14 protein-coding genes and 3 tRNA genes are annotated in these 20047 nt (G+C 59.7%); 7 read left to right on the top strand and 10 right to left on the bottom strand.

Going from position 1 to position 20047, the window contains the following annotated elements:
• Positions 1 to 29 precede the first annotated feature (29 nt).
• Complete coding sequence (gene xni / locus AC6I79_RS04405; RefSeq protein ID WP_215481468.1) at positions 30 to 797, top strand: flap endonuclease Xni; 768 nt, start codon at positions 30 to 32, stop codon at positions 795 to 797.
• A gap of 577 nt (positions 798 to 1374) precedes the next feature.
• On the opposite strand, the gene rlmM is transcribed toward xni, so the two are convergent.
• The 4 genes from rlmM to AC6I79_RS04385 form a co-directional block, all read right to left on the bottom strand.
• Complete coding sequence (gene rlmM / locus AC6I79_RS04400; protein WP_021507383.1) at positions 1375 to 2475, bottom strand: 23S rRNA (cytidine(2498)-2'-O)-methyltransferase RlmM; 1101 nt, start codon at positions 2473 to 2475, stop codon at positions 1375 to 1377.
• Complete coding sequence (locus AC6I79_RS04395; protein ID WP_021507384.1) at positions 2468 to 2863, bottom strand: DUF423 domain-containing protein; 396 nt, start codon at positions 2861 to 2863, stop codon at positions 2468 to 2470. Before AC6I79_RS04395 ends, rlmM begins: the two co-directional genes overlap by 8 nt.
• A gap of 50 nt (positions 2864 to 2913) precedes the next feature.
• Positions 2914 to 3831: a transcriptional regulator GcvA gene (locus AC6I79_RS04390; protein WP_010616414.1), complete on the bottom strand. Its 918-nt coding sequence runs from the start codon at positions 3829 to 3831 to the stop codon at positions 2914 to 2916.
• Positions 3832 to 4173: 342 nt separating this feature from the next.
• Positions 4174 to 4398 (bottom strand): YgdI/YgdR family lipoprotein, encoded by a 225-nt coding sequence (locus AC6I79_RS04385; RefSeq protein ID WP_010616412.1) that lies wholly within the window; start codon positions 4396 to 4398, stop codon positions 4174 to 4176.
• A gap of 208 nt (positions 4399 to 4606) precedes the next feature.
• On the opposite strand from AC6I79_RS04385, the gene csdA reads away from it, so the two are divergent.
• A complete protein-coding gene (gene csdA / locus AC6I79_RS04380; RefSeq protein WP_159377842.1) occupies positions 4607 to 5812 on the top strand; it encodes a cysteine desulfurase CsdA in 1206 nt (401 codons plus the stop codon).
• 4 nt (positions 5813 to 5816) lie between these two features.
• Positions 5817 to 6269, top strand: a complete 453-nt coding sequence (csdE, locus tag AC6I79_RS04375) for a cysteine desulfurase sulfur acceptor subunit CsdE (protein ID WP_021507386.1) — start codon at positions 5817 to 5819, stop codon at positions 6267 to 6269.
• Here the strand turns inward: csdE and tcdA are convergent.
• Positions 6257 to 7063, bottom strand: a complete 807-nt coding sequence (gene tcdA, locus AC6I79_RS04370) for a tRNA cyclic N6-threonylcarbamoyladenosine(37) synthase TcdA (RefSeq protein WP_021507387.1) — start codon at positions 7061 to 7063, stop codon at positions 6257 to 6259. The two genes, csdE and tcdA, sit on opposite strands and share 13 nt — an antisense overlap.
• Positions 7064 to 7123: 60 nt before the next feature.
• On the bottom strand, positions 7124 to 8272 hold the full coding sequence (gene mltA, locus AC6I79_RS04365) for a murein transglycosylase A (protein ID WP_021507388.1): 1149 nt from the start codon (positions 8270 to 8272) through the stop codon (positions 7124 to 7126).
• Between the two features lie 207 nt (positions 8273 to 8479).
• Between mltA and AC6I79_RS04360 the strand changes: the two genes are divergently transcribed.
• The 3 genes from AC6I79_RS04360 to AC6I79_RS04350 all read left to right on the top strand — a co-directional run bounded on the left by AC6I79_RS04360 (position 8480) and on the right by AC6I79_RS04350 (position 8814).
• Positions 8480 to 8556 (top strand) — tRNA-Met (locus AC6I79_RS04360).
• A 52-nt stretch (positions 8557 to 8608) separates the two neighbouring features.
• Positions 8609 to 8685: transfer RNA gene (locus tag AC6I79_RS04355), tRNA-Met, on the top strand.
• Positions 8686 to 8737: 52 nt separating this feature from the next.
• Positions 8738 to 8814 (top strand) — tRNA-Met (locus tag AC6I79_RS04350).
• Positions 8815 to 8902: 88 nt separating this feature from the next.
• On the opposite strand, the gene amiC is transcribed toward AC6I79_RS04350, so the two are convergent.
• Entirely contained in the window at positions 8903 to 10138 is a 1236-nt protein-coding gene (gene amiC, locus AC6I79_RS04345) for an N-acetylmuramoyl-L-alanine amidase AmiC (RefSeq protein WP_031279511.1), read from the bottom strand.
• A 232-nt stretch (positions 10139 to 10370) separates the two neighbouring features.
• On the opposite strand from amiC, the gene argA reads away from it, so the two are divergent.
• A complete protein-coding gene (argA, locus tag AC6I79_RS04340) occupies positions 10371 to 11699 on the top strand; it encodes an amino-acid N-acetyltransferase (RefSeq protein WP_021506712.1) in 1329 nt (442 codons plus the stop codon).
• A gap of 51 nt (positions 11700 to 11750) precedes the next feature.
• Here the strand turns inward: argA and recD are convergent, their stop codons facing one another.
• From recD to ptrA, 3 genes are read right to left on the bottom strand one after another with little or no spacing between them, the layout of a single operon-like run.
• Entirely contained in the window at positions 11751 to 13598 is a 1848-nt protein-coding gene (gene recD / locus AC6I79_RS04335) for an exodeoxyribonuclease V subunit alpha (RefSeq protein ID WP_159377843.1), read from the bottom strand.
• On the bottom strand, positions 13595 to 17134 hold the full coding sequence (recB, locus tag AC6I79_RS04330) for an exodeoxyribonuclease V subunit beta (protein WP_159377844.1): 3540 nt from the start codon (positions 17132 to 17134) through the stop codon (positions 13595 to 13597). Before recB ends, recD begins: the two co-directional genes overlap by 4 nt.
• On the bottom strand, positions 17131 to 20028 hold the full coding sequence (gene ptrA, locus AC6I79_RS04325) for a pitrilysin (protein ID WP_159377845.1): 2898 nt from the start codon (positions 20026 to 20028) through the stop codon (positions 17131 to 17133). Before ptrA ends, recB begins: the two co-directional genes overlap by 4 nt.
• Positions 20029 to 20047 lie beyond the last annotated feature (19 nt).

The raw sequence follows: 20047 nt of genomic DNA, 5'->3' as shown, positions 1-20047 counted from the left end.
AAGGCAGCCTGCGGGCTGCCGGTATCACTATGTCGCTTCATCTGCTTATTATCGACGCGCTCAATCTGATCCGCCGCCTGCACGCGGTGCAGGGTTCGCCCTGTCGTGAGGCCTGCGTGGCGGCGCTGCATCAGCTGCTGGGTCACACGCGGCCAACGCACGTGGTGGCGGTGTTTGACAGCCATGACCGACAGCCTGGCTGGCGTCATCAGTTATTGCCGGACTACAAAGCGGGTCGCCCGCCGATGCCGGACGATTTACAGCAGGAGATGGCCTCGCTGCAGGCGGCCTTTGAGGCCAGCGGTGTCAGTTGCTGGGTTGCCGAACATGATGAAGCGGACGATCTGGCCGCGACGCTGGCAGTGAAGATGGCCGACGCCGGTCATCAGGCCACCATCGTTTCCACCGATAAAGGTTACTGCCAGCTGCTGGCGCCGAGCATCCGCATCCGCGATTATTTTCAGAAGCGCTGGCTGGACGTGCCGTTTATCGAACAGGAGTTCGGCGTCGCGCCGGCCCAGCTGGCGGATTACTGGGGCTTATGCGGTATCAGCAGCAGCAAAATTCCAGGCGTGCCCGGCATCGGACCGAAAAGCGCACGGGAACTGCTGCTGCAGTTTGGTTCGCTCGAGGCGCTGTATCAGCAGCTGGATCAGGTACCTGAGAAGTGGCAGAAGAAGTTGCGCGACCACCGCGCGATCGCGGAGGTGTGCCGACAGGTGTCAACGCTGAAGCGGGATTTGGTGTTGCAGGGGAATTTAAATACCTTGCGGTATCAGGGTCCGGCGCGTCATTGAGGTCGCCATGAATGGCGCCCCTACAGCAGCACGGCAAGCCTGAGCTGCTCCGGGAAGTTTCAACCCTACTCATTGCGCGATGAATCGCGCCGCTACGGGCTAGTGCAGCTAATTTCTGCGAAATAATTTGTGCTAGCGCAAGGCGGCAAGCCTGATAGTCCCCGGGAGCATACATTAGTATGTGACCGGGGCGAGCAGGCGCTGCCAACGCCGCGATAGTGCAAAGAATGAAGCAGAAGTTCTGCGAAATAATTTGTGCCACCGCAGGACGGCAAGCCCGAGCTGGTCAGGCAGGTTTCAGCCCCATTCCACACCGGTTGCGGTTTTGGTAGCGGCGCAATTTATTGCGCGATGAATCGCGCCGCTACAAATGTTATGCGGCCTGCAGTTACCTGCATTAATACGAAGCAGCCAATCTGCGAAATAATTTGTGCTAGCGCAAGGCGGCAAGCCTGAGAGTCCCCGGGAGCATACATTAGTATGTGACCGGGGCGAGCAGGCGCAGCCAACGCTGCGGTAGTGCAAAGTATGAAGCAGGCGCAGCCAGCGCCGCGATAGTGCAAAGCATGAAGCAGAACTAGCGTTCGTCGCGCCGTCCGCCAACTGCCGCCCAGATCCGGCGCACATGCACGGTCACTTCTTCGCGGTCGTGATACAGCTGGCGCGCCTGGATCTGCGCGTTTACGCCCTTCTCCTTCAGCGCCGCGTCCATCATTGCCAGATTCTGCGTAACTTCTTCATAGCGCTTTTTCATTGGCAGCTTGAGGTTGAAGATCGCCTCACGGCACCAGCCGTTGACCAGCCATTCGGTCATCAGGCTGGCGACGCGCACCGGTTTTTCCACCATGTCGCACACCAGCCAGCTGATGTTGCTGCGCGGCGGGCGAAATTTGAACCCGTCTTCGCGGCAGTGCGTAACCTGTCCGGTATCCATCAGGCTCGGCGCCATCGGGCCGTTATCCACCGCGTAGACCCACATGCTGCGCTTCACCAGCTGATAGGTCCAGCCGCCGGGGCAGGCACCAAGATCGACCGCATACATGCCGCTGCCCAGCCGTTCGTCCCACTCATCGGCCGGCACGAACACATGGAATGCTTCTTCCAGCTTTAGCGTAGAGCGGCTTGGCGCATCGGCCGGGAACTTCAGGCGCGGAATGCCCATGTAAAACGGCGAGTTGTTATGCGGCAGCGAATAACCAACGTAGCAGGTGCCCGGCGCGATAAAGAACACATGCACTACCGGACGTTTATTGCTCTCATAATTCAGCAGAATTTTGCTGTCGCGCAGGCTGGCGCGCAGCGGAACCGTCAGCTTGCGGCAAAATTTGGTCAGCTCTTTGGCTTCATTGGTGTCGGGCACTTCAACGCGCAGCTCGCCGCCCTTCTCCACAACGCCGCTCAGCATACCGACGATCGGGGTAATACGATCTTCCGGCGGGAGATCGCGCAGCAGCTCGCCCACCACCAGCATTTGCCGGGCAAAAATCAGCTCCGCGAACGGCAGAGTGGCGATCAGTTTTTCCGCCTCTTCCGGCTGATAGCACTCAAACAGCACGTAACCGGCGTCGTCTTTAACACGTGGAAAACCATAGATTTCGCGCTCCGCTGCTTTGGCACTGATTTCTGCCGCACACTCTTTCTCAAATCCCGGGCGGCAATAGAGTAAAACTTTATTCATGGCGATCTGCCTTTCGTTTCAGACGCAGCGCGCCAATCAACATCAAAAACCAGCCAATCAGGAAGCACAGGCCTCCAACCGGCGTAACAAACACCCAAAACTTCAGGTGCGACAGCGCCAGACAATACAGGCTACCGCTGAACAGGACGATACCCAGCGCCATCGCGGCGCTGCTCCAGTAAAACCAGATATTGGCGCGACGCAGCATCGCTGCGCCAATACCGATAATCGCCAGCGTATGATACGCCTGATATTCAAGGCCGGTATGGATCCACGCCATCTCGGCCGCGCCGAGCGCTTTGCTCAGCACGTGCGCCCCAAAAGCACCAAACGCCACCAGCAGAAAGCCGCTGATGGCGGCAAATATAAACATGGCACGACTGGACATTCATTTATCCTCAAGGTGAAACCGCACATCACTGTGCGGCAGGCAACGCGTTAGTGATCGTAGCGGAAGCGGAATTTTTCTTGTTCAGTTGCGGCTTTTTCCAGAATCCACTGCCGAAAGGCGGCTATTTTACCCAGTTCTGCCTGGCTGTCATGACAAACCAGATAAAAAGCATTTTTACTCACTAAGACATCGTTGAAAGGACAGACCAGCCGTCCGGCCTCAATTTCACTCTGCGCCATCACGTTATTGGCCAGCGCCACGCCCTGGCCGTGGATCGCCGCCTGCAGCACCATGGCGCTGTGGCTGAAGATCGGCCCCTGCTGAACATTGATGTGCTGCAAGCCCAGCTGACGAATATAGGATTGCCAGTCACGGCGCGAGGCGTCATGCAGCAGCGTGAAATGCGCCAGATCGGCCGGTGATTTGAGCGGATTGTCGCCGGTCAGCAGCAGCGGCGAGCAGACCGGCAGCAGATATTCGGCATACAATTTCTCTACCCGCAAACCGGGCCAGTTGCCGCGGCCGTAAAAAATCGCCACGTCGACATCGTCGGCCAGCTTCTCCTCATCACGGTCTACCGCCTGGATACGCACATCAATGCCCGGATAAGCCAGATTAAAGCTGGAGAGGCGCGGAACCAGCCACTGAATGGCGAAACTCGGCAACAGGCTGACGGTGAGTGCCCCTTTGGCACTGCGCGCCTGCAGTTTGCGCGTGGCATCGTTCAGTGCCGAAAAAATCTCTTTGATATCGAGATAGTAGCTTTGACCCTCTTCGGTCAGTAACAGCGAACGATTGCGCCGGCGAAACAGCTTGAGACCGAGAAAATCTTCCAGCGATTTAATCTGATGGCTGACAGCCGCCTGGGTTACAAACAGCTCCTCAGCGGCTTTGGTGAAGCTCAAATGACGGGCCGCAGCGTCGAAGACGCGAAGAGCATTAAGCGGCGGAAGGCGTTTTGACATGGTTTTCCGTACCCGGATTGACGGCGTAACACTACAACTTATACAAAGTCGTTACGCATTAGATTTTTTAATCCGAGACATTATAATTTGTCCGTTGAGGAAGCTCCAGCAAATACCTATAGTTGCCGCACTTCCTGAGCCGGAACGAAAAGATTTCTGGAAACGTGCGAGAGATCGCAGACTTTTAGAGAGCTTTTGGCTTGTGGTCGTGATGTTGTGTTTGCATTTTGATCTGACGATTGCAGATCAAACATTTAATTCCTGTAGATTTACCCTGTCTGTCCATAGTGATTTTAAATAGCACCGCAAATTGCGGTGCTTTTTTTTACCTGCTAACCGGGCTTACTGGCCCATTTCCACCATCTCTTTCACATCTGAGCGGTTAATCTGCTGCTCGTTGCCATTGGCATCTTTATAGCTGATCATACCGGTTTCATCGTCAACTTTTGGTTTGCCATCCGCAACAATGGTGCGACCATCATTAGTATGCATGACGTAGTTGCTGGAACAGGCGGCCAGGGTAAAGGCCATGGTGCACACGGCCAGCACTGCGGCGAGTTTATTCATCTTCTATCTCCTTGCAGATTGATTGCATTAAACCACCCGCGTGCGCTGATCAGTGGCAGCAAACAGAGCGATCGACTGGAAAAGACCGATTCGTTATGCGGGTTTCGGTTCAAACCTTGCAATAATTAGCATAACGCGCTTTTCCAGCTTTGCCAGGCCACGGCGTGGCTTTCAGCCTGGTCCTAACATCCAAGTAAGTGAGCTGAGTATGACCCATTTCTCTCCTGGCGAGTTTCGTCAGCAGTTTCCCGCGCTGAGCGATGCGGGTGTCTATCTCGACAGCGCTGCCACCGCGCTGAAGCCGCAGGCGGTGATTGACGCGACCGCGCAGTTTTATTCGCTGAGCGGCGGCACCGTCCACCGCAGCCAGTTCGCCGCTGCCCGCGCGCTGACGGCACAATATGAACAGGCGCGGGCGCGCGTGGCGCACTGGCTGCAGGCGGCGGACGATCGGCAAATCGTCTGGACGCGTGGCACCACGGAGGCGATCAACCTGGTGGCGCACAGCTGGCTGGCACCGCGCCTGCAGCCGGGCGACGAGATTGTGGTGAGCGAAGCCGAGCACCACTCCAATCTGGTGCCGTGGCTGATGGTGGCGCAGGCCAGCGGTGCGAAAGTGGTGAAATGGCCGCTTGGCGCTGACCGGCGGCCGGATATCGCCCTGCTGCCGCAGTTACTCAACGCACGCACCCGGCTGCTGGCGATAGGTCAGATGTCTAACGTGACCGGTGGCTGTCCGGATCTGGCGCAGGCGATTACGCTGGCGCACGGCGTCGGGGCGAAAGTGATGGTGGATGGCGCGCAGGGCGTAGTGCACTGCCCGCCGGATGTGCAGGCGCTGGATATCGACTTCTACGCCTTTTCCGCGCACAAGCTGTACGGTCCGATGGGCACTGGTGTGCTGTACGGCAAAGCGGAGCTGCTGGACGCGATGGCGCCGTGGCAGGGCGGCGGCAAAATGCTGACGCAGGTCGATTTCAGCGGCTTCACGCCGCAGCCGGTGCCGTGGCGCTTTGAAGCAGGCACGCCGAACGTGGCGGGCGTGGTCGGGCTGAGTGCGGCGCTGGACTGGCTGACACAGTACGATGCGGAAAAAGCCGAACGCTGGAGCCAGCAGCTGGCCAGCCTTGCCGAAGAGCAACTCAGCGCTATTCCCGGCTTCCGCAGTTTCCGCTGCGGCAGCGCCAGCCTGCTGGCGTTTGATATCGCCGGTATTCACCACAGCGATATTGTGACGCTGCTGGCGGAACAGGGCATCGCGCTGCGCGCCGGCCAGCACTGTGCCCAGCCGCTGATGGCGGCGCTTGGCGTCAGCGGCACGCTGCGCGTCTCATTTGCCCCCTATAATAATCTGCAGGACGTGGACGCGCTGGTGCGCGCCATGCACCATGCCGTGGATTTACTGAGTGAGTAACGTAATGACATCAGCCCTGCTTGCCCCCCATCCGTTTGGTGATCTGATTACCGAAGCCAGCCTGACGGAGAAGTTTGCCCATTTTCATCAGTGGGAAGATCGCTATCGCCAGCTGATTCAGCTCAGCCGCCAGCTGCCGGCACTGCCGGAAGCGCTGAAAACGGCGGAAATTGAGCTGTCCGGCTGCGAAAACCGCGTCTGGCTCAGCAGCCAGCAGCGGGCCGACGGTACGCTGCATTTTTACGGCGACAGCGAGGGACGCATTGTGCGCGGATTGCTGGCGGTGCTGCTGACAGCGGTGGAAGGAAAAACACCCGCGGCGCTGTTAGCCACAGATCCGCTGGCGCTGTTTGATACCTTAGGGCTGCGCGCGCAGCTGAGCGCCTCGCGCAGCAGTGGTTTACAGGCGCTGGCTGAGGCGGTACAGCGTGCTGCCCGCGCGCATCAGGCAGACTGACGCGCCGCGCGCGCGAGAAATTTTTTCAGCGCGTGCGACACCGCAACAAAACCAAAGGTGGCGGTCACCATGGTGGCCGCACCAAAGCCGGCGGCACAGTCCATGCGCTTTGGCCCTTCCGCCGTGCTGCGCGAAGCGCATACGCTGCCGTCCGGCTGCGGATACACCAGCGCCTCAGTAGAGAACACGCAGTCGATCCCCAGTTTACCCTTGCTGTTTTTCACTACGCCAAAATCACTTTTCAGCCGCTCGCGCAGTTTGGCAGCCAGCGGATCCTGAATGGTTTTGGCTAAGTCACTGACCTGAATCTGCGTCGGATCGATCTGTCCGCCGGCGCCACCGGTGGTGATCAGCGGGATCTTATTACGCCGGCACCAGGCAATCAGCGCAGCCTTAGGGCGCACGCTATCAATCGCGTCAATCACATAGTCGAACCCCGCCGCCATCAGCTCCGCGGTATTGTCCGGCGTGATAAAATCATCGATGCAGATCACCTCACACTCCGGATTAATGGCGTGAATACGCTGCGCCATCACCTCAGTTTTCGCCTGACCGACATGCCCCTGCAAGGCATGAATCTGACGGTTGGTATTGGTAATACACACATCATCCATGTCGATCAGGGTAATTTTACCGATGCCGGTGCGCGCCAGCGCTTCGGCCGCCCAGGAACCGACGCCGCCGATGCCGATGACGCAGAAATGCGCGTCGGCAAAACGCTGCAGTGCTTCCTGCCCGTAGAGACGCGCCGTGCCGCCAAATCGCTGGCGCCAGGCGTCGCTGACAACTTTCATAGCTAACCTTTTAGTACGATGCGCAGACGCGCACCCGACAAACCCAGGGTGCGCAGCCTATCAATTTGCGCCGATAATCAATGAACCATTATTGCCGTTTTGCGGATTGCTGAACAGCGGCTGGCCGGTTCCCGGTGCGGCTTTCAGCACCCAGACGCGGCCATAATGGTTGTAGAAGCCCGCCAGATGCGCCGCATCCGGGCCGACGCCCTGGTAGATATCGAAGTGCTGGCCTTTGATCGCGCCGCCCACGTCCAGCGCGACCATCAGGCGCATCTCATATTTGCCGTTGAATTTGCCCTTCTCATTCAGCTGCGGCACTTCAGCCAGCAGCGCCGTGCCGGCGGGAATCAGTGAACGATCGGACGCCACCGAGGCTTTGGCAATCAGCGGTACCGCGCTGGCACCGCGCACCGGCACATACTCTTCCGGCTTGAAGAACACGAACGACTGGTTGGTTTCCAGTACGTTGCGCACTTCCTGCGGCGAGTGCTCCTGCGCCCACTGCCGAATCGCCTGCATCGACATGTCTTCGCGCTTCACTTCACCGCGATCGATCAGCTCTTTACCAATACTGTGGTAAGCCCAGCCGTTCTTGCCGCCGTAACCGAAGAAACGCAGCGGACGGCCATCGCCGAAATCGACATAGCCGCTGCCCTGCACGTCCATCATAAAGTTGTCGATCAGCGAGTTGCTCCAGGCAATCACATAACGCTCATCCAGTGCGCCACTATAGATAGAAGCGCGGCTTGGCAGCTTCTGTCCGCGCGGACGCGGCGGCATGCGATAAATTGGATACTGGAATTCGCCCTGACGGGTATAACGCGCTTCCACCACCGGCGTGTAGTAACCGGTAAACTGTACGTTGCCGTAGCTGTCGGTGCCTTCCATCTGATAGGCGTTCAGGCCGAACTGGCGCAGCTGACGCGTATCGGCGCCGGAGAGCAGCCAGTTCTGAATCGCACTGTAAGTGCCGAGGTTGCGGCCATACAGACCGGACGACGCCGACTGGATCTGCTGCACCTGCAGGCCGAAATCACGGCCATTGACCGGACGCCCTTTGGCATTCGGCTCATTCACCAGCCCGAGCGGTTGCTCCAGCTTGCCATCAATATATTGCTGACCGCGATCGGTCGGCTTAGAGCTACAACCGGCTAACAGCGCCAGAAATGCGCCAGTAAGTGCATACTTCGCCCAATGTCCTTTCATTACCTTCTCTTTTTAAGCTGGTTGTTTGCACGGCGACGATAGCAAAGGGGCAGACAGAATGAAATCTGCCGCAGGCTAGCGCGCTCACATCTGTATAATAAATCGCCCAATGGCCAAATAATTCAGCAACTGTTTGTCTATTTAGCGCTTTAACGCAAAAAAGGGGTTGCATCATCATACGCCCGGTGTATAGTGCGCATCCACGGACGCGGGGTGGAGCAGCCTGGTAGCTCGTCGGGCTCATAACCCGAAGGTCGTCGGTTCAAATCCGGCCCCCGCAACCAATTCTTCGTGATGAAGAGACAATGTGGCAAGTCGCTTAGCGCGACAGACGGACGCGGGGTGGAGCAGCCTGGTAGCTCGTCGGGCTCATAACCCGAAGGTCGTCGGTTCGAATCCGGCCCCCGCAACCAATTGTCTTAACGAAGAATACAATGTGCAAAGTCGCTCAGTGCGACAGACGGACGCGGGGTGGAGCAGCCTGGTAGCTCGTCGGGCTCATAACCCGAAGGTCGTCGGTTCGAATCCGGCCCCCGCAACCACTTCTTCTGCGGAAGAACATCACAACACCCTGACGGGTGTTTTTTTGTTTCTGCGCCCGGTAAAAAGCGGCATCGCTGCCGCCCTGCCCTAACGCCGTGCCAGCACGCCGCCTTTGTCAAAATACGCCTTAATACCGTGCAGAATGGCTTCCGCCACCTGATGCTGATAACGCGGCGTACGCAACTTCCGCTCCTCTTCGACGTTACTGATAAACGCTGTTTCCACCAGAATCGACGGGATATCCGGCGCTTTCAGCACCGCAAAGCCGGCCTGATCCACCGTGCGTTTATGCAGGTGGTTAATGTGGCCCATGCGCGTCAGCACTTCTTTGCCAAACTTCAGACTGTCGCTGATGGTCTGCCGCTGCACCATATCGAACATGGTGTGGTCGAGATAGCGATCGCCACTCATGCTGACCCCGCCGATCAAATCCGCTTCGTTCTGCGTCTGGGCGAGAAAGCGCGCGGCGGCCGAGGTTGCGCCGCTGGTGGAGAGCGCGAAGACCGAAGAACCGCGCGCCGCCCGGCTGGTAAAGGCGTCGGCGTGAATTGAGACAAACAGATCGGCGCGCTGCTTGCGCGCTTTCGCGACCCGCACGCGCAGCGGTATAAACACATCTTCGTTGCGCGTCATGTAAGCCTTCATATTACGTTCTTTGTCGATCAGCGCTTTCAAATAGCGTCCAATCTTCAGCACGATATCTTTCTCGCGCGTTTTGTACTTGCCGTGCGCGCCGGGATCTTCCCCGCCGTGACCGGGATCGATCATGATAATAATCGGTCGATCGCGCCCGGCTTTACCCGGTAGCGGCGCCTGCGCCGGTTGATCGCGCTCCAGTTCGCCCTGGTTGTAATCCTTCAGTAACGCCAGCAGCGGATCCTCTTCCTGTGACGACTGGCTGGGATAGAGATCGACCACCAGCCGGTGGCGAATACCCGCGACCGGATCGAGGGTGAAGGTTTTTGGTGCCACGCTGCGCTTCAGCTCCAGCACCACGCGCACCGTGGTGGGATCGAACTGACCGACGCGCGCGGTTTTAATGTAGGGATCGTCCACCCGCACCAGCTTATCAATGCCTTTCAGCGCGCTGTTGATATGCAGGTTCTGGATATCGATCACCAGCCGTTCGGGATTGCTCAGCGTGAACTGCTTATAGTGCAGCGCGACGTTGGATTCCAGCGTCACGCGCGAGTAAGTCGAGGATGGCCAGATGCGCACGGCCACAATGTGCTGACTGGCCGCAAAACCGCTGCGCGTCACGCTCAGCAACCACAGCGCACCTGCGCCCTGTAAAAGTCGTCTTCGGGTAAAAGCTTCGGACATGCCGCTCCAGCTACTGTGTTATGTCTAAAAAATCGTCAGTTGACGAGCAGAAGGCGAAAACTTTATTCAATGAGGAATGTCTTGTCTTGCCGGAAAAACCAGATAATGCAGTCTGTTAGCGTGGCTTGCATCAGGAAAATCGTAAAGTAACGTCAGGTCCGATGCTTGCAAAAAGCGGCGAAAGAGCATAAAAATACATAAATTTCGAATAACCATTCACAGAGGGTTTGCCGTGAAGGAACGCAGTACCGAACTGGTTCAGGGTTTTCGCCATACCGTTCCCTATATTAATGCCCACCGTGACAAGACGTTTGTCATCATGCTGGGTGGCGAGGCCATCGAGCATGAGAACTTCTCCAGCATCGTTAACGATATCGGCCTGTTGCATAGTCTCGGCATTCGCCTGGTGGTGGTTTATGGCGCGCGGCCGCAGATCGATGCCAGCCTCGCGCAGCAGCAGCTGGAACCGATTTATCACAAACACACCCGCGTGACCGATGCCCAATCGCTGGAGCTGGTGAAGCAGGCGGCCGGGCGTTTACAGCTCGATATTACGGCGCGTCTGTCGATGAGCCTGAATAATACGCCGCTGCAGGGCGCGCATATTAATGTGGTGAGCGGTAATTTTATCATCGCTCAGCCGCTGGGCGTGGATGACGGCGTCGATTACTGCCACAGCGGCCGCATCCGCCGGATTGACGAAGAGGCGATCCATCGTCAGCTGGATAACAATGCCATTGTGCTGCTGGGGCCGGTGGCGGTCTCGGTGACCGGCGAGAGCTTTAACCTGACCTCGGAAGAGGTAGCGACGCAGCTGGCGATTAAGCTGAAAGCCGAGAAGATGATCGGTTTCTGCTCCGAACAGGGCGTAACCGACCGCGAAGGCACCATCATTTCCGAGCTGTTCCCGAACGAGGCGCAGACGCGTATTGATGAAATGGAGAGCGACGGTGATTTTCTCTCCGGTACCGTGCGCTTCCTGCGTGGCGCGGTCAAAGCCTGCCGCAGCGGCGTGCGCCGCAGCCATCTGATTAGCTATCAGGAAGATGGCGCACTGCTGCAGGAGCTGTTCTCGCGTGACGGTATCGGTACGCAAATTGTCATGGAGTCGGCCGAGCAGATTCGCCGCGCCAACATCAACGACATCGGCGGGATTCTCGAACTGATTCGTCCGCTGGAGCAGCAGGGCATTCTGGTGCGCCGTTCGCGCGAGCAGCTGGAGATGGAGATCGACAAATTCACCATTATTCAGCGCGACAATATGACCATCGCCTGCGCGGCGCTCTATCCGTTCCCGGACGAGCAAATCGGCGAGATGGCCTGCGTGGCGGTGCACCCCGACTATCGCAGCTCGTCACGCGGCGAGCTGCTGCTGGAGCGCGTGGCGCTGCAGGCGCGGCAGATGGGGCTGAAGAAGCTGTTCGTGCTGACCACGCGCAGTATCCACTGGTTCCAGGAGCGCGGCTTCACGCCGGTGGATATTGAGTCGCTGCCTGAAAGCAAAAAGCAGATGTACAACTATCAGCGTCGTTCCAAAGTGCTGATGGCAGACTTACGCTAAGCGCCAGCGCACCTTACGCGCCGCTGAGGGCTATTCCCCGCGGCGGCGCAATCATCTGCCCTCTTCTCCCCCTAAGCGATCCAGCAACCCGCTGCGCCGCTGCGTGCGCAACTGCACCGCACGCCGGAACACCGCTTCATCACTGAACAGCGTCAGCTGGCTGCGCGCCCGGGTAATGGCGGTGTATATCAGCTCGCGCGTCAGTACCGGCAGGAACTGAGCCGGCATCACCAGCGCGGTGTGGTCAAACTCCGAACCCTGTGATTTGTGCACCGTCATCGCCCATGCCGTGTCATGGGCCGGCAGGCGACTTGGCTGTACCGCTTTGATGCTGCCATCGGGTAGCGGGAAAAACACCTTGAGCAGCCCTTCCTCATCGAACAGCGTAATGCCGATATCACCATTGAACAGGCCGAGCGCGCTGTCGTTACGCGTCACCATCACCGGACGCCCCTGATACCAGCGGCTGCCCCCTGCGGGACGCCGAATCAGCTGCAGCTGCATCAGCTTATGCTCAATACGCTGATTGAGCCCCTGCACGCCAAATGGCCCTTCGCGCAGCGCGCACAGCAGCTGATAACGGCCAAACGCAGCAATCACCTCTGCCGGTGCGGCACGCTGGTTAATCAGCTGGAGAAATGGCCGATAGCCTTCGGCAATCTGCGTCAGCATCGCCTGATACGCTTCGGCATCGTTGAGCGGCTGGCGCACGATATCGCTAAAGCCCGCCTGAAAGGCCGCCTCGACCGCCTGCGCTTCGCCGGCGTTGACCGCCGCAGCCAGCTGACCGATGCCGGAGTGCGCCGCGAAACGGTAGCTTTTGCGCAGCAGGCAGATGGCATCACGCACCGCCGGGGCCACCGCATCATCGGTGCCGGCAACCTCGCAGCCGGTCAGCGTGGTGAGCTGCAGCGCACGCACCGGACTATAGCCCGCCTCGGCACAGCGGCAGATATCCCCGAGTACCGCACCGGCTTCAACCGAGGCCAGCTGGTCGCGATCGCCGAGAAAAATCACCCGCGCGTGAGCGGGCAGCGCGGCGATCAGGTTTGCCATCATGCCGAGATCGACCATCGAGGCTTCATCGACCACCAGCACGTCGAGATGCAGCGGATTACCGGCGTGGTAGCGCAGGCGCTGCGTCTCCGGCTGGGCACCGAGTAAACGGTGCAGCGTGGTGGCTTCTGCCGGAAAACGCTGGCGCTCCGCATCGCTGACGTCGAGACTGCGCAGCGCCTTACCCAGCGACTCGGTGAGCCGCGCCGCCGCCTTGCCGGTAGGGGCGGCCAGCTGAATGCGCAGGGTTCCCTCACTGAGGCGAATCAGCGCTGCCAGCAGCTTCGCCACCGTGGTGGTTTTGCCGGTGCCGGGCCCGCCGGAGATCACCGCGGTTTTTTGCGTCAGCGCCACCGCCGCCGCAATTTTCTGCCAGTCCTCAGGCTGACTGCCGAAAAAGGTATCCAGCACGCTGCGCACCTGTTCGGGCGCAAATAGCTGCGGCGCCGCCTGTGGCTGGAAGAAGCGCGCCACTTCCCCTTCGTGATGCCAGAGCCGGTGCAGATAGAGCCGGTTATCACGCAGCACCACCGGCGCCGGGCGATCGCTGGCGCTGAGCGCCTGCCAGTCCGCCAGCAGCGTCGGCCAGTCCTGCGGCTCGCCGGCGGCCTGCCAGATGGTGTGCGCCAGCTCCGGATGACGACCGCTAAAGAGTCCTTCACGGGTAAGCTGCGACAGCGGCAGGCAGACGTGACCGTCACCGGCTTCCGCGCTGAGACAGGCAGCCGCCAGCAGATGCGCGGGCCGATCGTCGTCGGCCAGCAGCCGGGCAAACTGAATATCCAGCGCCCGCAGCAGGCGCAGTTCTGCCGCCTGTGCCAATAGCGTACTCATGCTACTCATGCTGCTGCTCCCGGCCCGCGAAACAGGCTATCCAGTTGTGAAACGAAATCTGACGTCGGTCGGGTATGGAACACCCCGTTATCCGGCGAGCTGCCATCCATGCCGCGTAAAAACAGATAGAATACGCCGCCAAAATGCTGTTCATAATCGTAATCCGTCAGGCGGTGCTGCAAATAGCGATGCAGCGCCAGCGTATACAGCTGATACTGCAAATCGTAACGGTGGTCGATCATCGCCTGCGCCATCGCCTGCGGTGTGTATGCCTGATGGCTCTCGCCCAGCCAGTTAGATTTGTAATCCAGCAGATAGTATTTGCCCTGCCAGCGAAATACCAGGTCGATGAAGCCTTTCAGCATGCCCTGCACCTGACGGAAGTCGAGCGGCGGCGCCTGACGCGACAGCGGATCCTGCCGCATCAACGCGTCCAGCGCCGGTGCCGTCAGCAGTCCATCAATCGGCAGATAGAACTCCATCTCGATCAGGCGATTGCCCGGTGTGATGTCGCTCAGCCGGATCCCTTGAGTGTTGAGCGGCGTGTTCACCACGCGGGTAATCCACTCGCTCAGCATCGGCTGCCAGTGCAGCGGATAGCCGCTCTGCTGCAACTGCTGTTCCAGCTGCGGCGCTGAAGGCGGCTGGGTGAAGTCGAGCGATTCAAACAGCGTATGCAGGAAAGTCCCGGGCGCAGCGCCACGCGGGAAATGGTGCGGCGTCAGCGCGGCTTCCAGCACTTCCGCCACGCGATCTTCCCCGACCGCTTCCGCATCGAAGCCCGGCATTACATCCAGCAGACGGTGACTGCCGTGCTGCTGCAGCCCGGAGTAGCTGGTGACACGCCACGGATCGGCCAGCGCGCGCGTGACGCTGCGCGCATCCAGCGCATCGTCAACCTCGTCCAGCGCCTGCCAGCGTTCATGGCCCTGCGGCTGCGCCAGCACCACTTCGGTTCCGGTCACGCTGATGTCGTGCAGTAAACTCGCCAGCTGTTCTGCGGTGGCCGGCTCGCCGCGCTGCAGCAGGAAACCCAGCGCGCTTTTATGTAAATCGCTCTCGCCCTCTTTCTTGCGCGTGCCGCGAAACAGCGGTGCCACGCCGACGCTGCAGTGATACACCGAACGCGTCAGCGCCACGTACAGCAGGCGTAAATCCTCTGCCAGCCGCTCCTGCTCTGCCAGCGCCAGACTTTGCTCATCATTCTGCAAATCCAGCACCGCGTTGTAATGCTCGCGGTCGTGATAGAGCGCGATATCGGCCTCGCGGAAACCGGCGGCAAACGGCAGCCACACCAGCGGATACTGTAACCCCTTGGATTTATGGATGGTGACAATCTGCACCAGGTGGCGGTCGCTCTCCAGCCGCAGCTGCTGGCTGGCCGACTGGCTGTCCGGTCGGGCGATCTGCTGCGCCAGATAACGCACCAGCGCGTGCGGACTGTCGAGCTGGGCCGCCGCCTCCTGCAGCAGTTCGCCGAGGTGCAGCAGATCGGTCAAGCGACGCTCGCCATTCTCTGAGGCCAGCAGGTTTTCTGCCAGCTGGCGCTCCAGCATCAGCTGACGCAGCATCGGCAGTACGCCACGCTGGTGCCACAATTGCTGCCAGCGGGCAAAGGTATCCACCAGCGCATCCCAGCCGCGTGCATCCTGATCCAGTGCGTCCAGCTGCGCGGCATCAAAGGCAAACAGCGACGTGGCCAGCGCGGTGCGCAGCATCCGCTCCTGCTCGGGCGCGAGGATCGCCTGCAGCAGCCACAGCAGTTCTCGCGCCTCGGGCGTGGTATACACGCTGTCGCGGTTGGAGAGATACACCGAAGGGATGCCGAGCTGATTGAGCGCGGCGCGAATCAGATTGGCTTCGTTCCGGCTGCGCACCAGTACGGTAATGTCCGAGGCCTGCACCGGCCGCTGATCGGGGGTTTTGCCCAGCAGCGCGCGCTGTTGCTGACCCGCCTGCAGCCAGCGGCTGATATCAGCGGCGCACTGCTGCGCCATCAGCTGCTGGTATTCGCTGACGCTGCAGCCTGCGCCCGGCTGTAGCCAGAAGCGCAGCGCGGCCTGTTCCTCGCCGTCGATACTCAGCGACAAACGCTGATTGGGCGGCGCGGCATTGACCGGCAGAAACGGGATGTCCGCAAACAGAAACGGGGCGGGCTGGCGCATAAACAGCTGATTGACGCTCTCCACCATCGCCGGTGACGAGCGCCAGTTGGTATCCAGCGTGTAGTGCGCGTGAACTTCACCGCGCGCGCGAATATAGGTAAAGATGTCCGCACCGCGGAAGGCGTAGATAGCCTGTTTCGGGTCGCCAATCAGCAGCAGCGCATGCTGCGGCTGCTGTAAATAGAGCGTGCGGAAAATACGGTACTGCAGCGGGTCGGTATCCTGGAATTCGTCAATCAGCGCCACCGGAAAACGCTGGCGAATCGCCTGCGCCAGCTGCTCGCCGCCGGGCTGTTGCAGCGCCTCGTCCAGCCGGCTCAGCAGATCGTCAAACCCCAGCAGCGCCTGCAGGCGTTTCTCTTTACGCACCGCGTGACGCACCTCCACCAGCGCGCGTGCAATCACCAAATCGCGCAGCGACAGCGGCTGCGCCAGGAACGTATCTATGGCGGCAAACAACGGGTGCTGCGGTGGCGCGCCCTTTTTGGTTTTTTCATTGAGCACCTGCTGACCGAAACGCGCCAGCTCGGCGGGAATCTGGTAATCCGCAGTCTCGCTCTGCGCCCAGGCGCTGACTTTGCTGACCCACAGCGGCAGGTTTTTGCTGCTGTAGCTGCGCTTATCAACATCAGACTGCCCGACCAGCGTCAGCACCTCTTCGCCCAGCGCCCGCCACTGCGCTTTCATTTCGGCAATGCGCGCCAGGTTGCTGCTGTGGCGCGATGTCAGGGTTTCACTGTCGTGCGGCGCCAGGCGCAGGCTGGGCGACTCGCCCTGCAGCCACGGGCGCAGCGTCGATAACAGCTGCTCCGGCCCGCTCCATTCCGAAACGATGACGCGCGCAATATCCAGCGTCAGCGGATAGCAGTGGCGCCGCCAGAAATCCGCCGTCGCCTGACGCAACAGCTGCTGTTCATCTTCAATCAGCTGCTGCTCAAACAGCATGCCGGACTCAAACGCATTGAGATTGAGCATGCGCTGGCAGAAGCCGTGAATGGTGAAAATCGCCGCCTCATCCATCTGACGTTCCGCTGCCAGCAGCAGCGCAGCCGCCTCAGCGGGCTGGGCAATGTCGGCCAGCAGCTGCATCAGCATCGGATTTGCGCTGATGCCGCGCAGACACGCCAGCCGCAGCTCATGAATATTCTCCCGGATACGGCCGCGCAGTTCGGCGGTGGCGGCTTCGGTAAAGGTCACCACCAGAATCTCTTCCACCGACAGCGGGCGCGCATAGGCATTCGGTCCGCCAAGTCCCAGCAGCAAACGCAGGTAGAGCAGACCAATGGTAAAGGTCTTACCGGTGCCGGCGGAGGCCTCAATCAGACGCTCCCCCTGTAGCGGCAGCGTCAGGGGATTGAGCGATTCAGGGCGCTGACTCATGGCGCATCACTCTTCACGGAGAGCGACTGCTGCAGGCGGGCGACTTCATCCCAAGTGGTAAAGCCCGGCAGCGGCGCGTAATCCGCATCGTGGGTGCCATCGTGACTGCCGCCAATCTGCGAGATCATCGCCATGCCCTGCTGCGCCAGCACGGCCTGATGGAAAAAGTCAGCCAGGCTGGCCGGTGTCAGCTGCTGAATTTGCGCAATGGCTTTTTCGCGCGTATCAAACGCGAAGTTCTGGCGATTGAAATCACGACTGTAGCGGTTGGCTTCTTCATCCAGCGTTTGCGGACGCTGTTTCAGATCGTTGATCAGTGCCTGCTGATACTGGGCGAAATCCTCCGCTTTCATGCTGCGCAGACGCTGTTCCGCCTGCGGATAGAACGCCTGGAAACGCTGCAGCAGATAAGCGGGCGCTTTACTGTTGCTTTGCAGCAGGAAGCCAATGCCCCACTGGCGGCCAATCGGCATCTGATAAGCGAACACCGCATAGCCCAGTTGCTCCTCGGTGCGCAGCTGATTGTAGAACCACGGCTGCACAATCTGGCTCAGCATGGTGCTGTTAGCCATACTTTGATACTCGCTGTAGCCGAGCGGCACATACAGCGTCGCCAGCGCCGAGTCGGTGCTGCTGCCGGTTTTCTGCAGGTTGGCTTTGATCGGCTTATCCACTACCACATAATCGCTGTGCCAGTAACCGTGCCCCGCGCTGTGCAGCTGCTGTTTAAGCTCTTCGCCCAGCTGCCTGACGCGATCGGCCGACAGGTTGCCGACCACCATCATTTCCGGCGTGGCGTGCTGGATCAGCGCATCGCGGTAATCCATCACCTCCTGCAGCGTGATCTGTTTCACCAGCTGGCGTCGCGCCTCACGCTGGGTATAAGGCAGCTGGGACAGCATTTGCATCGGCTGAATCGCCTGTTCAAACGCTTTGCCCTTTTCCGCTGCTTCCAGCCGATCCAGATACCAGGATTTCGCCTGCTCCAGCTGCTGCGCATCCGGCTGGAAGCTGGCGTAGCCTTCAACCAGCTTTTTCAGCAGCTCCGGCAGGCGCTGGGTGAAGCCGCTGGCATTGAATACCAGCCCGTCGTCCTCACCGGTAGAGAAGCTGATGCCGCCCACCGAAGCCTGCGAATTCAGCTCATCCAGCGCCAGGCTGGAGAGGTAGTCGTTGAGACCAAACAACACCTGCTGGCGCGCATCGCTGATCGCGGATTTGTTACGCAGCGCGAGCGTAATAGCGGCCTTCGGCTCGCTGGCGTAGAACTGGCTCGGCATCCAGTAGATGCGCATGCTGTCACCACTGGTCAGCGCCACCGGATGATCGTAGTGCTTACCGTCAGAGGGGATGAGGGCGAAATCCGACGGAATGTAGGGATTCAGGGTCGGCAGCGATAGCGGAATCTGCTGCGCCTGCTGCTGCCAGGCGCTGAACTGCGCGGCGCTGATTTTATCCACCTGATAAGGCGCATTCACAAAGTAAGCCTGTTTGTTGTGCGGCTCAGCGGGACTGATGTACCAGATGCGGGCGTTCTGCGGCGTCATCTCAGCCAGACGGGCGTTGATCGCGGCCGCATCATAGCGGTCGGCCAGATAAGGCGCATCCAGCGTGTGCGTCACCGGCACGCGCAGCATGGTATCCACCAGCCACTCAATGTAATCCATATCGCGGGTAATCGACGGATAACGGAAATCCAGCGCCAGCACGTGCGCGACTTCATCGAAATAGCGCTTGTCGATGCCTTGTTTGCGCAGCATATCAAGGTAGCTGAATACTGCAGCCACCACGCGATCGCGCTGCGCCAGACCTTTGTCGGTCAGCGAAACCGAGATGGCAAACACGCCGCTGTTGCGCTCGGTCATCGGATCAGCGCCGGCATTGACGCCATCCGCCAGTCCCTGCTGCTGCAGCCAGTCGTTCAGGGTATTTTTGCTGCGGTTGCCCAGCAGATAGCTGATTAAGGTGTCGGTTTTGCTGCGGAACTGGTCGCTGTCGTTGGCGATGCGAAACTCAATTTTCAGCTGCTTGCGCGGCTGCGCTGGCACGTAATGAATGATGATGCCTTTCTGCGCATCGGTGACCACCGGCACGGTAATATCCGGCACGCTGGCATGATGATTGGCCACGCGGCCAAAGGTCTGTGCAGCGATCGTCGCCATCTCCGGCAGCGGTTTGTTACTGTAAATCACCGCTTTCATCAGATTCGCCGAGTAGTGGCGATGATAGAAATCGAGCAGCGCCTGATGCAGGTTGCTGTCGGGTTTGTCACTCAGGGTATCAAGATTACCGCCCGAATAGCGCGAGCCGGGGTGCGCCGGGTTGAGGGTTTCCGCGCCAACCTGCGCCATACGCAGCCCATCGCGCGAGCGTGCCATCGTCAGCTCAGCGTTAACCGCATGCCGCTCGCGGTCCGCGTTGGTCGGGTCGAGCAAGGGTTGCGCAATCGCATCCGCCAGACGATCCACCGCCGGTTGCAGCGCATCGTTTTCGACTTCCAGGTAAAACGCGGTGCGGTACGAGGCTGTGCTGGCATTGTGGCTGCCACCGTGCTTCTTGAGAAACTCCGCCAGGTTATCCGGCTGCGGATAATTTTTTGACCCCATCAGCACCATGTGTTCCAGATAGTGTGCCAGGCCCAGCTGACTGTCGGGATCGTCCAGAGAACCGATCGGTAACGTCAGCGCTGCCAGCGATTTCGGCGCGGCAGCATCCGACACCAGCAGCACCGTCATGCCGTTGCTCAGGGTAATGGCCTGATAACTGCGCGGATCGTGATCGCTCTTGCGGATGGTTTCATCAATCGGCTGCCAGCCGCGCCCGTCGTCGGCAAAGGCATTCAGCGCCAGCATGCTCAGCAGCAGCGCTCCTATCCAGCGTGCGTAAATCCGCATTTCAACCCCTTAACGTTAC

It is taken from the genome of gamma proteobacterium symbiont of Scutellera amethystina (genome assembly GCF_059730845.1).
This window is presented reverse-complemented; position numbering and strand designations above follow the sequence as displayed.